This window comes from Streptomyces sp. NPDC101234 (genome assembly GCF_044767525.1).
Classification (GTDB): Bacteria; Actinomycetota; Actinomycetes; order Streptomycetales; family Streptomycetaceae; genus Streptomyces; species Streptomyces sasae.
Map to the genome: position 1 here is coordinate 168,925 of NZ_JBIWOA010000018.1, position 12,955 is coordinate 181,879.

Annotated in this window: 13 protein-coding genes; 4 read left to right on the forward strand and 9 right to left on the reverse strand. The window is 69.1% G+C overall.

The window, feature by feature from the left end:
- Positions 1 to 57 precede the first annotated feature (57 nt).
- Positions 58 to 2,190 (forward strand): SpoIIE family protein phosphatase, encoded by a 2,133-nt coding sequence (locus ACIRR9_RS30640; protein ID WP_403758327.1) that lies wholly within the window; start codon positions 58 to 60, stop codon positions 2,188 to 2,190.
- 31 nt (positions 2,191 to 2,221) lie between these two features.
- Here ACIRR9_RS30640 and ACIRR9_RS30645 read toward each other — a convergent pair whose 3' ends face one another.
- The 3 genes from ACIRR9_RS30645 to ACIRR9_RS30655 all read right to left on the reverse strand — a co-directional run bounded on the left by ACIRR9_RS30645 (position 2,222) and on the right by ACIRR9_RS30655 (position 3,779).
- Positions 2,222 to 2,689, reverse strand: coding sequence for a MarR family winged helix-turn-helix transcriptional regulator (locus tag ACIRR9_RS30645; RefSeq protein ID WP_403758330.1), 468 nt, complete (start codon positions 2,687 to 2,689; stop codon positions 2,222 to 2,224).
- Between the two features lie 219 nt (positions 2,690 to 2,908).
- A complete protein-coding gene (locus tag ACIRR9_RS30650; RefSeq protein WP_403758333.1) occupies positions 2,909 to 3,304 on the reverse strand; it encodes an SsgA family sporulation/cell division regulator in 396 nt (131 codons plus the stop codon).
- A gap of 91 nt (positions 3,305 to 3,395) precedes the next feature.
- Positions 3,396 to 3,779: a hypothetical protein gene (locus tag ACIRR9_RS30655; protein ID WP_403758336.1), complete on the reverse strand. Its 384-nt coding sequence runs from the start codon at positions 3,777 to 3,779 to the stop codon at positions 3,396 to 3,398.
- A gap of 257 nt (positions 3,780 to 4,036) precedes the next feature.
- Between ACIRR9_RS30655 and ACIRR9_RS30660 the strand changes: the two genes are divergently transcribed.
- Complete coding sequence (locus ACIRR9_RS30660) at positions 4,037 to 5,194, forward strand: aromatic acid exporter family protein (RefSeq protein WP_403758339.1); 1,158 nt, start codon at positions 4,037 to 4,039, stop codon at positions 5,192 to 5,194.
- Complete coding sequence (locus tag ACIRR9_RS30665; protein WP_403758342.1) at positions 5,191 to 5,319, forward strand: hypothetical protein; 129 nt, start codon at positions 5,191 to 5,193, stop codon at positions 5,317 to 5,319. Before ACIRR9_RS30660 ends, ACIRR9_RS30665 begins: the two co-directional genes overlap by 4 nt.
- Before the next feature lie 152 nt (positions 5,320 to 5,471).
- Here ACIRR9_RS30665 and ACIRR9_RS30670 read toward each other — a convergent pair whose 3' ends face one another.
- The gene (locus ACIRR9_RS30670; protein ID WP_403758345.1) at positions 5,472 to 6,077 is read right to left on the reverse strand and encodes a BlaI/MecI/CopY family transcriptional regulator; all 606 of its coding nucleotides are present in this window, start codon (positions 6,075 to 6,077) and stop codon (positions 5,472 to 5,474) included.
- Between the two features lie 335 nt (positions 6,078 to 6,412).
- A complete protein-coding gene (locus tag ACIRR9_RS30675) occupies positions 6,413 to 7,549 on the reverse strand; it encodes an FAD-dependent oxidoreductase (RefSeq protein ID WP_403758348.1) in 1,137 nt (378 codons plus the stop codon).
- Between the two features lie 88 nt (positions 7,550 to 7,637).
- Here ACIRR9_RS30675 and ACIRR9_RS30680 point away from each other — a divergent pair, with 88 nt between their 5' ends.
- A complete protein-coding gene (locus ACIRR9_RS30680; protein WP_403758351.1) occupies positions 7,638 to 8,396 on the forward strand; it encodes a TetR/AcrR family transcriptional regulator in 759 nt (252 codons plus the stop codon).
- Positions 8,397 to 8,686: 290 nt separating this feature from the next.
- Here ACIRR9_RS30680 and ACIRR9_RS30685 read toward each other — a convergent pair whose 3' ends face one another.
- Genes ACIRR9_RS30685 through ACIRR9_RS30700 form a run of 4 tightly spaced genes read right to left on the reverse strand, consistent with a single transcriptional unit; the run spans position 8,687 to position 12,938 of the window.
- Complete coding sequence (locus ACIRR9_RS30685) at positions 8,687 to 9,337, reverse strand: ThuA domain-containing protein (protein ID WP_403758354.1); 651 nt, start codon at positions 9,335 to 9,337, stop codon at positions 8,687 to 8,689.
- 9 nt (positions 9,338 to 9,346) lie between these two features.
- Positions 9,347 to 10,162 (reverse strand): alpha/beta fold hydrolase, encoded by an 816-nt coding sequence (locus ACIRR9_RS30690; RefSeq protein WP_403758357.1) that lies wholly within the window; start codon positions 10,160 to 10,162, stop codon positions 9,347 to 9,349.
- Complete coding sequence (locus tag ACIRR9_RS30695) at positions 10,159 to 11,754, reverse strand: glycoside hydrolase family 43 protein (RefSeq protein WP_403758489.1); 1,596 nt, start codon at positions 11,752 to 11,754, stop codon at positions 10,159 to 10,161. The genes ACIRR9_RS30690 and ACIRR9_RS30695 overlap by 4 nt, the downstream gene beginning before the upstream one ends.
- Before the next feature lie 20 nt (positions 11,755 to 11,774).
- Complete coding sequence (locus ACIRR9_RS30700; RefSeq protein ID WP_403758360.1) at positions 11,775 to 12,938, reverse strand: alginate lyase family protein; 1,164 nt, start codon at positions 12,936 to 12,938, stop codon at positions 11,775 to 11,777.
- Positions 12,939 to 12,955: the final 17 nt, after the last annotated feature.

Genomic DNA, 12,955 nt, shown 5'->3' on the forward strand with positions numbered 1-12,955 from the left:
GTGCACGTGCCTCGTCCGGCGGCCGCCAACCGCCACGACACCGGACCGGAGGACGTCATGTCCGTGATCTCTGGGCAACCGGACTGTCAAGGGTCACTCGACGACGCGCTCGATGTGGGGTTGACCGACATCGTTCGCCGCACCGGCGCTTCCACCGGCGCTCTGTATCTGATCGAGGACGAGGAACCGACGATGCGCCTGCTGGCGCTGTGCGGCCTGCCCCTCGAGTTCGCCACCCCATGGCACCGTCTTTCGCTCGCCGTCTCCATGCCACTCACCGACGCGATCCGTGAGGACCGGTTCGTCTGGCTCCGCTGTCAGGACGACCTGGTCCGCCACTACCCGCGCCTGGCCGCGGTGCTGCCCTACCGGATCGCGTTCGCCGCGACTCCGCTGACCGGGGCGCGCCGTTGCTGGGGCGGGATCGTACTGATGTGGCCCGCTGATCTTCCCCGTGAGGTCACGCCCCGGCAACGGTGCCGCATCATCTTCGGCGCCCGCCGACTGGCTCGCCTCCTGGACGACGCGCCGCGCCCGCCGAGCCTGCGCGACCGGCCGCGCTTCATCCCTGTCGACCCCCCGGGCGGATCCGTCCAGCCAGGGCCGGCCGCCGCCGAGTACCTTGAGCGCCTCCCCGAGGGAGCTCTGAACCTCGACCTGGAGGGCCGGATCACCTTCGTCACCACCGCTGCCGCCCGCCTGCTCGGGCGCAGTGCGAACCGGCTGCTGGCGACCCGCCTCTGGCAGGTGCTGCCCTGGCTCGACGACCCCGTGTACGAGGACTGTTACCGTACTGCGGTCGTCAGCCGGGCCCCGTTGTCCTTCACCGCCGTCCGCCCGCCGGATCACCGGCTGAGGTTCGAGCTCTATCCGGACATCAGCGGCATCAGCGTCCGCGTCACCTCCCACCGGGAACCGACCGAGCCCGGCCTGCGGGAATCAACCGTGCCCCGGGCTCCGGTGACGCGGACCGGCCGGCTGTACCAGCTGATCCATCTGTCCGCCGCGCTCACCGAGACAGTGAGCGTGCGCGATCTCGTCGAGCTGATCGCCCGGGAGATCCTGCCCGCCTTCGGCGCCCAGGGGCTGACGCTGTGGGCTGCCGAGGCCGGCCGCCTGAAGGTGAGTGGTCATCACGGCTACCCGGCAGATGTCATCGCACGTGTCGACGGACTGCCCCTGAACACCGATCTCACACCGGCCGGGAAGGTCCTGAGCAGCGGCGTCCCCGAGTTCTTCGCCAGCCCGGCCGAGATGGCCGCGCGCTACCCGCAGGCGCCACAGATCAGCGGCAAACAGGCCTGGGCCGTCCTCCCGCTGCTCATCACGGGGAAGGCGGTGGGCTGCTGCATCCTGTCCTACGACCGGGCCCACAGCTTCACGGCCGATGAACGGGCCGTCCTGACCGCCCTGGCGGGGCTGATCGCCCAGGCACTCGACCGTGCCCGGATGTACGACACCCAGCACCACCTCGCACATGGCCTTCAGAAGGCGCTGCTGCCTCGTGACCTGCCCGTCGTGGCCGGCCTCGACGTGGCCGCCCGCTACCTGCCGGCAAGCCATGGCATCGAGGTCGGCGGCGACTTCTACGATCTGCTGCGGCTGGACGACACCAGCGCCGCCGCGGTGATCGGCGACGTCGAGGGCCACAGCATCGCCGCGGCCGCGCTCATGGGCCAGGTCCGTACCGCCATCCACGCGCACGTGACCGGCGGTGCAGCACCGGACCAGGTCCTGGCCCGTACGAACCGGCTGCTGGCCGATCTGGACTCGGAACTGCTTGTCTCCTGCCTCTACGCCCACCTCGACCTGGCTGCCGGCGAAGTCACCCTCGCCAACGCCGGACACGTTCCCCCGCTGCTGCGCCTCGCCCGCCATCACGCCCGGGTGCTCGACGACATCGAACCCGGGCCGCTGCTGGGCATCGACACCTTCGCCCACTACCCCGTCACCACGGTCCCCCTGCCCGCGGACGCGACCCTGGCTCTGTACACCGACGGTCTCGTGGAGGTCGCGGGTACCGACGCGGCGCAGGTCACCGCCGACCTTGCCGGGCATCTCGCCGGCGCTGACCATGAGGATCTGGAGGGCGTGATCGACAGCCTGGTCCATCACACCTGGCCGACGGGCCGACCCACCGACGACATCGCGGTGCTCCTCCTGCGAGCCTCCTTGGCGCCCGGAAGGTAGCTCGACGAGACGTGTCCGACCGCGTCCGGGGTCAGGACAGGTCCTCGTCCATCTTCCCCACCACACGATCCGAGATCTCTGCCAGTACGCGGAGTTCTGCGGGCGTGACATGGTCGAGGAACAGCTCGCGCACCGCCTCGACATGGTGGGGGGTGGCGGCCTCGATCGCCGCACGTCCCGCCTCCGTGATCACCACGAAGGCGCCGCGGCCGTCCTCGGGGCACTCCTGCCGTGTCACGAAGCCGCGTCTGGCCATCCGGGCGATGTGATGGGACATCCGGCTCTTCTCCCATTCCAACGCATGAGCAAGGTCCAGAGACCTCTGCCGTCCCTCCGGCACATCCGTCAGATGGACCAGCACCGCGAAGTCCGCAGCCGACATGTTCGCCTCACTCTGCAGCAAGCGCGACAGACGTCCTACGAGCTTCTCGTGCAACCGGACAAAGCCGCGCCAGGCGCGCTGCTCCTCCGGCGTCAACCACTGCACCGTCTCGCCCATGAAAGGAAATGGTAAACATAGTTGTTGACAGCTCACCAGCGATGTCAACGTCTGGGCCGACCGGTCGCGTCACCGGTGTCTTGCGCAAGTCCGGGCGGCCCCGGTTGTGGCTGCGCTGTGTTGAACAGCTCCGGATGCTGCCGTTTGAGCTGGGCGTAGGCCCTCAGGCGTGCCATACGCCGACGTTGAAGGATGTTCATGAATGCTTCCCCGGCGGCCTCAGCGGGTGCCGTGCAGCAGCCGCGACAGTTCGGCGTCCACGTCGAAGCTGTGGGTCTCGTGGCCGGCCGGCACCAACCCGTAGGTGCGCTCCAGCCATTGCGCGACTGCGGAGAGCTGCGCAGTGAGCCTTGCGACCCCGGACGGGGAGGACAGGACGAGATTCAGCTCGGCATCTGCCCCGGAGCCCGTCGGCCAGATCCGCACATCTCCCTGCCCGCTCGGACGGGAGAGGCCTTGCGCGATCAGTTCGCGGGCCATGACCCATTGCACCGAGTGGTCGGTGTCGGGATGGAGTACGAAGCGCACGGCGAACGGATCATGCGCTTCGTACACCAGACGGGTCGGCACCACGAATCGCTCGCCGGGCGCGCCCACGAGCCCCGTGTACAGCACCTGATCTGAGTAGCTTGTCATGGCTCACTTTGCTCCTTGAGAGGCTTGGCAGCCGGTTGCACCACTGCATCCCCGGACCTGCCTGGGCGGGTCAGTTGAAGATGCCGCTGTCGAGAACCAGGACGCCGCCGGTCGCGACGTCCCAGGAACCGTGGTCCCACCGGTAGAACAGACGCCCGTCGTAGCGGTACTGCTCGCCGCGGTCGTTGCGGTATCGGTCGACGCCGGTCCGGTGCCAGCTGCGGTGACCGTCCCAGCGGCTTTCCCGGCGGTCGTAGCCGGAATGGCTGCGGATGTCGGCGTTGCCGTTGCCGTACCGGATCGTGCTCCCGGGGTGGGAGGCGACGGCCGCACCGCGGTCAACCGTCGGGCCCGACGCGGCCGAGGCGGTGCCGCCGACTGCCAGGAGGGCGCCCGCCACGGTGGTGAGCATGGCGACCGCGGTGGCGGCGCGCCGTCCGAGGGCATGACTCATGATCATTCTCCTTGGTCTGCTCCGGAGCCGATGGATGGAGGCTCCGGTTTCGAGTCTGCATTCGTTGATGCATCAACTAAATCCCAGGCAACTTCAACTGCATGCGAAGGGTCAAGCGAATGTGGGGGTCCTCACTTCGGTCGATGTGTCAACCATTTCGCGTCGGTGTGAACCAGGTGGAAGTCGACAAGGGGCGGCCTCGGGCTGTGAGGCACGCCATGCCCGCAAAAGGGATAAAGCGTGCCAGCATCGACGTCATGCAAGATTCAACGATCCGGCCGTTGCGCGGTCTGGCGACTGCGGCGGGAGGAGTGGGCGCCCGCCCGGCCGGCCGCGCCGACACCGGGCGGGCGAGCTACGCGGCACACGGCGCGAAGAGTCTGATCGCGGCGCTGCTCGCCTGGGCGGTCGTGGCTCCGTGGTCCCCGGGGGGACGTCCGTATCTGGCGGTGGCCACGGCGCTGATCATGGCCAACGCTCCCACGGTGTACCGCTCCGTGACAAAGGCCGTACAAAACGTGGTCGCCAGGCTGGCGGGGCTGACTCTCGCCCTCGTGACCGCCTGGCTGATGGGATCGACCGCGGGCAGCGTTGCGGCCATTGCCGTGATCGCGGTGGTGGTCGGGCCTCGCCGCGCCGTGGACGACCGCCTTCAGGTCGCCTCGACCGCGGTCATCGCCTTGGCCGCCACGACAGCGGCACCGGTGGGCGGTCTGTTGATTCCTGCGGTCCAGACCCTGACGGGCGCGGTGGTGGGCATCGTCGTGAACGCCCTCGTGCTGCCTCCGCTCTACCTCGACGAATCCGATTCCGCGGTGTACGGCCTCGCCCGTGCGATGGGGACACTGCTGCGCGAGATGGGCAGCGGACTGACCGAGCGCCAGCTGGCGGCCAGGGCGCACACCTGGCTGCACCAGGCACGCGATCTTGAGAAGGACCTGGTGGACGCGGAGGAACAGGTGCGGCAGGCGGACGAGAGCCTGCGTTGGAACCCCCGGTGCACCGCACATGCGCGGCGCAAGGACGGCACCTACGGCGAGGCGTTCAGAACGCTACGAGGAGTGTTTCTCCAGGTACGCGGAATCGCGCGCACGCTGGCCGACAACGCGCACGACGACCACACCGATCACCATCTGGGCCAGCAGTTCCTGGACCAGTACGCCGAAGCCTTGAAGCTGGCGGGAACGGCCGTCGAAGAGTTCGCCGAACCGCGCCCGGTGACCGGTTCATCGGACACGGCCCCCCGGGAGCGACTGCGCGGGGCGATCGACGGCACCCTGACATGGCACGACACCATGACGGACCTCATCGGCCGAGGCACCCTCACCAAGCCGGGCGCGTGGCACATCTACGGCTCCCTGATGACAGACGTGGAGCGACTGCTGCTCGACCTGGACCACGCGAACACACCGTGACGTCCGCCGGCTTCATCACACCCACCGCGTCGCAGCGGCCGGCCGGGCTGCTGCTCAAGTTCTTCAAGCACCACACCGGCGAGACCCCCGGCGACTACCGCTTGCGGGCCTCGGGGCGAGGCTAGGCGCTGAGTCCGAGGGGACCTCGGACACGGCCCACAGTCGGGCCGCGTTGTCCCGGTCCAGCACGTACGACGCGACGCCGACGACGGCCCAGCGCCCGGCGGCACCGACAGCGAACGGCGGAGACGCCTGAAGCCGATGGTGTGCCCTCAGCTCATACGGAGGGTTCCGGCTCGATCTCGTTCTGAGGTGATGCTGTCTCCTCCTGTGCGTCGGTTGCTGTGTAGAGCACCGAGCGGCCCTGCTTGGTCCTGTGGACGCGGCTCTTGGCCACCAGGTTTTCGAGCGTGGTGCGTACGACCTTGGTGTCGATGGCGCGTTCGGTGTACGTCTCCCTGAGTGCCTCGGCGATTTCCGCCGCCGACCGGGGTTCCTTCTGCTCGGTCAAGTGCTGGTGGATGAGGTCGATGAGAGTGGGCTGAGCCGACTTCGCGGAAGTCTCCCTGCCCTGCGGGCCCCGTGTCGCGGCTTTCTTCCTCGTCTGCCGACCTGTGGTGGTCGAGTGCGCCGTCGTCTTTCTGGGGGAGGGGACCGCGGCGCCTTCGGCGACGGCAGGCTCGGAGGGGGAGGCCGGGACGCCGAGTGCCTCTCGGACGCTGACCAGCACCGTGTGGTCCTGCTGCAGAGTGGCCAACTGGCCCTGGAGAACGGCTAGTTCCTCCTTGAGGCGTTCCTGTTCCTTGACATTGCGGTCGAGGTCGCTGGTCACCTGGCTGATGTACTGCGAAGTCAACTCGGTTGGAGCTGTGCTTTCGGGCATCCTGCTCTCCTTGGTCAGTGGCCGGCCTCAAGCCCCCTGTGGACGGTTCCGGCACGCCGGGAAGTTGTCCCGGCGCAGCGATAGTACGGGTGGGACACCCTGATTCCGCTGTGTGTACACGAATGAGCCTCTTCCGACTTGCACCGACAGATGAATGAACAGGCATGCTCGTCTTGCCAGTTGCTAGCGTTCGGCGTCGCCGAATGTCTGCGGATCAGATCGCATGTCAGTGGTTGACTTCGAGGTTCGTCAGAACGAGCAAGACGCGCAGGAGGCGGGTCGCGTGGACGGCTTCGATGCGGTTGGCTTCCTTGCGCCTGGGGCGCCGCACTGACTCAGGCGGGGGTGCCTTCGTCATCCGAGAACAGGCTGATGACCCCGGCGGGGGCGTTGGCGCCGAAGACGAAGTCGATGGTCCGGTGGGCGGCGGCAGCCGCCTTCCGGCTCCGGGGGAACATTCTGCTCTCGTAGTCGGAGAGGGCCTTCTCGATGTCGTCGGGGTGGGCTGCGATCGCCGTACCGAGTTCGGCGCCGTCGAGCATCGCGAGATTGGCTCCGTCTCCTCCGGGGACGGTGGCGTGTGCCGCGTCGCCGAGGAGTGTGACGCCGGGGACCCGGTCCCAGCGGTGGTCGTCCGGCAGCTCGTAGATGCTGCGCAGGACGGGTGCGGACGCGCCGTCGGTGATCAGGGCCAGCAGTTCCGGTGCCCAGCCGTCGAACTCCGCCGCCATCCGTGCCTTCACCGCCGGGGCGTCGGTGAAGTCGATCGCGTCGAACCACTCGGCAGGACGGTGCAGCACTACGTACGTGTGGACGACGTCACCGGCTTCACGGTGGGCGAGGAATCCTTTGCCCGGGACCAGGGCGTACAGGGCGCCGTTGCCGACGAGGCGGGCCACGCGCGGGTGGGCGGTGTCGACGTCGTGAAGGCAGGTGTCGACGTAGCTCATGCCCGAGTACACCGGCCGCTCGTCCGACAGGAGTGCCCGGACCTTGGACCAGACTCCGTCGGCGCCCACGAGGACGTCGGACACGGCCGACGAGCCATCCACGAACGACACCTGGTGTCGTCCGTTTCCGATGGGGGTCGCCGAGACGAGCTTCTTGTCCCAGCGCACCGTGCCGGGCGGCAGTGATTCGAGCAGGATCCGACGGATGTCACCGCGCAGTGTTTCCGGCCGTGCCAGGGAGCCGTCGTCCGGCCGGTCGACGACGATGCGTCCCTGCTCGTCGACGACACGTCGTGCTCCGCCGCCTCGGTGGATGATCGAGCGGTACTCCTCGGTGAGCCCGGCCATTTCCAGGGCGAGCTGGCCGTCTTCTTCGTGGAGGTCGAGCTGTCCTCCCTGGGTGCGGATGCCTGCGGACTTCTCCGCTTCGTAGACGGTGGCGGGGATGTTGTGGAGGTGCAGGATCCGGGCGAGCGTGAGTCCGCCGAGGCCGGCGCCGATGATCGAGACCGAGGTCGTCATGGTGATTCCTTCGCGTCGGTGCGCTTGCCAACTTCGACGAACATTGTTCTATTGACGATCATTGTTCGTCAACGGGTAGAGTGGCGCCATGGCAGGACGACGGGCAGCGCGTGACGCAATCTCCCGGGATCAGTGGGCGGCGCTGATCTCGGCCAAGAACGCCGACTCGGAAACCGGGGCACCCCGGGCCGCCGGCCGGGAGAAGACCCCCATCACGGTGGAGCGCATCATCGACGCCGCCCTCCAGGCCGTCGAGGCGGGCGGCTTCGAGGACCTGACGATGCGCACGGTCGCGACAAGGCTCGGGACCGGCCCCGCGTCGTTGTACGCGCACGTGCGCAACCGGGCGGAGCTCGGTGACCTGCTCATCGGCAGGCTGTGCTCCCAGGTCACCCTCCCCGCACCGGACCCGGCGTGCTGGCGGGACCAGTTCATGGACGTGTGCGCACAGCTGCGCGACCAGTTTCTGCGCTATCCCGGTATCGCGCAGGCCGCTCTCGCCGTGGTGCCCGCCGATCTGGCAACTCTGCGGGTCGGTGAGGGGATGCTCGCGATCCTGCTCGCCAGTGGCACGCCCGCCCGACAGGCGGCCTGGGCCAGCGACGCGGCGTTCCTCTACGTCACCGGCTACTGCCTGGAGGCATCCGCGGCCTGTCGGCAGCGTGAGGACACCGACGGCCGTGTGGTCGACCGCGCCGAAATCGCGGAGCGGCTTCGGATGCTGCCGCCCGACCTGTTCCCTCATACCGTCGCCCATGCGAGGGAGCTCACCTCGGGCACCGGACACGACCGGTTCGACTTCACCCTCACCCTGCTGCTGCAGGGGCTGGTCCCGCCACAGCCGTGAGCCGGTGATCTTGGTCAGCCGGTGGCCGCCGTCGAGGGGCCGACGGCTTCGTCGGAGGGACAGCGTGTGGCTTCTTCGGCGGGCCGGGGCTGTCCGCCCTGCACGGACACTTCGGAGAAGGCCGCGCCTTGAACACCAACTGGCGACGGGGTCCTGCTCCAGCCGCACGCATGCGGTCGTAGCCCTGACGGTTGTGCGGTCGCCCCTCTTCGGAGACCGTCCATGCGTCGGCCGACTCGTGTGGCCTTCTCCGCATCCCCGACCGCTGGACCCCGGGTTGCCGCCGTATGTCAGACGGTCGAACCGGCGGCCCAGTCGATGCCGCCCCGAAGGTGGGTCAGAAAGTCAGGATCGCGGTAGGCCTCGGAGGCGTGGCCGAGAGCGGTGTAGAAGACGCGGCCCTTGCCCTCCTCTCTGCACCAGGCCAGAGGATGGTCGGCGCCCATCCCGCCACCCTCGTACGACGACTCGTCGGCACCGGCAAGGACGCGCACCCGTCCGCGGGGACTGGAGCGGAAGTCGTACCACTCGTCGGTGAAGTCCCAGATGGTCGGCAGGTGCCGGGTGGCGGGGTGGTCGTGGTCCTCGATGACGACCTTGCCGGGCCGGAACGCGGGGTGGCGGTCGAAGCGGGCGCCGAGGAGTTCGCCGTAGTACGGCCAGTCGTACTCGGTGCAGGCCGCTGAGTGCACCCCGACGAAGCCACCGCCCGAGCCCACATAGCCGACGAGGCGTTCGCGTCCGGCGGGGGTCAGGACGTCGCCGCTGGTGGAGAGGAAGACCACGGCCGTGTAGCCGTCCAGCGGAGCCTCCAGGGCCTTCGGATCTTCGCTGTGATCGACCGTGTAGCCGTGCAGGGCCCGTATGGCGGTGACGGCGTCGGGAATGGAGTCGTGGCGGAAGCCGGTGGTGCGGGTGTACACGAGCAGGCGGGCGGTCATGCGTCCTCCTCAGGCGCGGCCGGGCTCGGTCCGTGCTTCGCCCGCAGTCCAGTCCCGGACGAGGCGGACAGTGCGTTCGGGGTGTTCTTCGTGCAGGTAGTGGCCGGTGTCGGGCCAGTGGTCGACGCGGGAGCCGGGCACGTGCAGCGTGTCGCGTTCCCATGCGGCGGGCTCCGCCGAGGACCACACGGTCAGGGCAGGCTGCGTCCGGTCCCGCAGATACGCCTCGCTGTGCGGGCGGATGCCCACCGCGTCGGGGTCGGTGTACATGCCGGCGTAGGCCTGGGCGATGACGTGGTCCGGGGTGCCGAGCATGGTGCGGATGTGCGCGGTACGCAGGCCCATCGGGGCATTCCGTGAGAATGCGCCGGCGACGAGCTCGGCTGCCGCTCGGGCCCCGCGCGCCCGGTACTGCGCCAGCCGCCCCGGGATCTGAGCGACCTCGTCCCCGTGCGCGCCGTGCGCCGGATCGAGGGCGATCACCGAGCGGACCAGCCCCGGGTGCCGTACAGCCAGCAGGTTGACGACCTGTCCGCCCATCGAGTGGCCCACGACCACCGTCGGCCCCATGCCCAGGCGGCCGAGCAGCGCGGCAAGGTCGTCGGCCATCTCCACGGGGGTGTTGCCCTGGCCCGGTACCTCGGAGCGGCCGTGGCCGCGCAGGTCGGGGACGATGACACGGAAGCGGTCGGCGAGGGTCTCGGCGTGCGAGGACCATTCGCGGCCGTCTCCGCCCCAGCCGTGCACCAGGAGAAGGGGGAACCCTGCTTCGGGCCCGAGGACGGTGCAGAAGAGGCGGATACGTCTCAGGTCGAGGATGGTCATGCGGCACTGTCCTGGGTGGTGAGGTAAGTGGCGTACGCGAAGTCTGCGTACACGCCCGCGCCGTCGAGGTCCTGCGCCCACAGCCCCAGCATCGCGCCGGTGAATCCGAGGACCCTCAGCTGGCCGTCGTGGAATTCGTCGGCGTGCTCGTCGGACAGGACGGTGGCGTCGAGCTCGATCGGCAACGTGCGCGTTCCCTGGCCGGTGTCGTAGGAGAAGCGCAGGACGGGAAGGGCGAGTTCGGCGTGCAGGACGACCGCGCGTCCCGGGGCAAGAGGTACGGAGGGCTGGTGTGCGATGAGGCGACCGGCTTCGCAGCTCAGCGTCCGCAGGACCGGAGAACCGTCGTCCTGGGCCGTGACGTGGAGGTAGTGCCAGTTGCGGGTGTTGTAGTAGGCGGTGAGTCCGGCCATGTGGTCGGGGGTGCGGGGTGCGAAGGTCAGGCTGGTCCGGAAGGAGCAGTGGGGGGCGGTCACCCGTCGGGCGAGCAGGCTGGGGGTGCGGCGGCCCACCGGTGACTGGCCGCCGTGGATGCGGAGTCTGCCGGGTGCCGGTTCGATCCAGTCCGGCGTGGCCGGCCGGCGCAGTGTGGACCAGTCGGGGCCGAGAGCGGGTGTGTCGAAGAGGTCCGTCGCGGGTGTCGGCGCGGGCGCGGGTGCCGTTGGGAGGGCGGGGGCCGGGACGGTGACGGCGGGGACGGCCCCGGTGATGCGGGGCCAGCCGTCCTCGGTCCAGGTCACCGGCTGCAGTGCGGTTTCCCGGCCGAGCACGCACCGGCCCCGCTCACTCTGGGGGCGGGCGACGATGTGGGCGGCGTACCACTCACCGGCCGGTGTCTCGACGAGGGAGCAGTGACCGGCCTTCTGCAACTCCAGCGCGGGGTCGTACCGGGAGGTGAGCAGGGGACCGGCCGGGTCGGCCTCGTACGGGCCGAACAGGTCGCGGGAGCGGGCCACCGCCGCGCCGTGTTCGTAGCCGGTGCCGCCCTCGGCGTGCACCAGGTAGTACCAGCCGCTCCGGCGGTAGAGGTGGGGGCCCTCGGCGACCCCGGCGGCGGTGCCCACGGAGATCGTCCGTGGCTCGCCGAGCAGGGTCCGCGTCTTGCGGTCGTACTCCTGGAGTTCGATCCCGGCGAAGGACTCGTGGTCGGGCCGCCAGTCGAAGCGCATGTTCAGCAGCCAGCTGCGCCCGTCGTGGTCATGGAAGAGGGACACGTCGAAGCCGCGGCCGTGCAGCGGCACCGGGTCCGACCACGGGCCCTCGATCGACGGGGCCGTGGTGACGTGGTTCGGGAGGTCCTTCCAACCCTCCGCGTAGGTGTCGACGACGGTGAAGACGAGGTGGAACAGGCCGTCGGCGTAGGACAGTCCGGGCGCCCAGATGCCGCCGGAGTCCGGGACGCCGGTGAGATCGAGCAGGCGGGTGCTGTCCAGAACCCCGCCCAGCGGCCGCCAGTGCACCAGGTCCCGGGAGTGGTGGATCCGGACGCCCGGACACCACTCGAAGGTGGAGGTGGCGATGTAGAAGTCGGCACCGACCCGCAGGATCACCGGGTCGGGTTCGAAGCCGCGCAGGACGGGGTTCGGGATCAACAGGCTCACGGATGCTCCGGTCAGAGAGTGAACAGCAGGGTGCCGAAGCCCACGTGGTCGCACTGGAAGCCGGCGCCCTCCGGCTGGAGTTTCGCGACGGCGGCATAGGTCCAGGGCGCGGGCAGGCTGTGGCGCTTGACGTAGTGGTTGAAGGCCAGCTCGTAGATCGGGCGCCGGTTGCCGCGCTCGACGGTGGAGATGGCGTTGTAGGTGGCCTGGCAGGAGCCCCAGACGGCGTAGGGGACGTCGTTGCCGAGGTTGTACTTCGCCGTGTACTCGTAGCCGGCGAGGAGGCGGTTGGACGAGGCGGAGTAGAGGTCCTGGCCCTGCACCCAGGCGATCTCGCAGGCCTCGGCCATGCTGCCGAGGATGAGCTGGGTGTGGGCCTGGTCGCGACCGCTGTCCACGCACTGGCCGGTGTCGCTGATCACCCGGCTGATCTTGCAGCAGTCGTGCAGGTGGAAGGCGTCGACGGCGGCGTTGTAGACGGAGGTGTCGTTGCAGAACACCCCCATGGCCATCATCGCCTTGACGCAGTTGGTGCCCCAGCCGGCGTCACCGAAGCTGTTGATGAGCGGGATGCAGACGTTCCTGAAGAGGTTCTCGGTCTGGGTGATCTCCGACGCCGACCAGCTTCCGGACGGCGCGGTGTAGCGCATGAGCTCGGCGGCGGCCGCCAGCTTGAAGCCGTAGATGGAGGCCGCGAGCTGGGCGTCCTTGCCGGTGACGGAGGTGAGGATGGACGACCAGGCCTTGATGATCTGCAGGGCCTTGGTGGCGTGGGCGGTGGTGCCGGTCAGGTTCCACATCAGGGCGTTCTGGTAGGCGGCGTTGCAGTCGTTCCAGAACTCCCAGTTGTGCAGTTCGGTCGTGCCCCGGTCGACCGAGGCGAACGGGCCCAGCATGGTGTACGTCGACTGAGAGTACTGGTCGGCCTCGAAGACGTTCCAGCCGCTGAGCCAGGGCTCGGTGCCGGCGGCGATCCGGGTCTTCATCCGCTGGATGTCGGAGAGCTTGTGCAGCACCCCGGGGTGGATGAACGAGGTGAGAGCGTCGGCCTCCGGGGTGAGGACCAGCCCGGTGGCGGCTGCGGCGGTGCCGACGGCCGTGATCTTCAGGAACCGGCGCCGACTTGGGGCAGCGGTCTCTGATGAGGGACGGGTGGGGAGTTGCGGCTCGGTCATGCGGTCTTCCTCGTCTC

Coding starts and splice junctions, on each gene's coding strand:
- ACIRR9_RS30640 (WP_403758327.1), top strand. CDS start 58: ATGTCCGTGATCTCTGGGCAACCGGACTGTCAAGGGTCACTCGACGAC.
- ACIRR9_RS30645 (WP_403758330.1), bottom strand. CDS start 2,689: ATGGGCGAGACGGTGCAGTGGTTGACGCCGGAGGAGCAGCGCGCCTGG.
- ACIRR9_RS30655 (WP_403758336.1), bottom strand. CDS start 3,779: ATGAGTCATGCCCTCGGACGGCGCGCCGCCACCGCGGTCGCCATGCTC.
- ACIRR9_RS30660 (WP_403758339.1), top strand. CDS start 4,037: ATGCAAGATTCAACGATCCGGCCGTTGCGCGGTCTGGCGACTGCGGCG.
- ACIRR9_RS30670 (WP_403758345.1), bottom strand. CDS start 6,077: ATGCCCGAAAGCACAGCTCCAACCGAGTTGACTTCGCAGTACATCAGC.
- ACIRR9_RS30675 (WP_403758348.1), bottom strand. CDS start 7,549: ATGACGACCTCGGTCTCGATCATCGGCGCCGGCCTCGGCGGACTCACG.
- ACIRR9_RS30680 (WP_403758351.1), top strand. CDS start 7,638: ATGGCAGGACGACGGGCAGCGCGTGACGCAATCTCCCGGGATCAGTGG.
- ACIRR9_RS30685 (WP_403758354.1), bottom strand. CDS start 9,337: ATGACCGCCCGCCTGCTCGTGTACACCCGCACCACCGGCTTCCGCCAC.
- ACIRR9_RS30690 (WP_403758357.1), bottom strand. CDS start 10,162: ATGACCATCCTCGACCTGAGACGTATCCGCCTCTTCTGCACCGTCCTC.
- ACIRR9_RS30700 (WP_403758360.1), bottom strand. CDS start 12,938: ATGACCGAGCCGCAACTCCCCACCCGTCCCTCATCAGAGACCGCTGCC.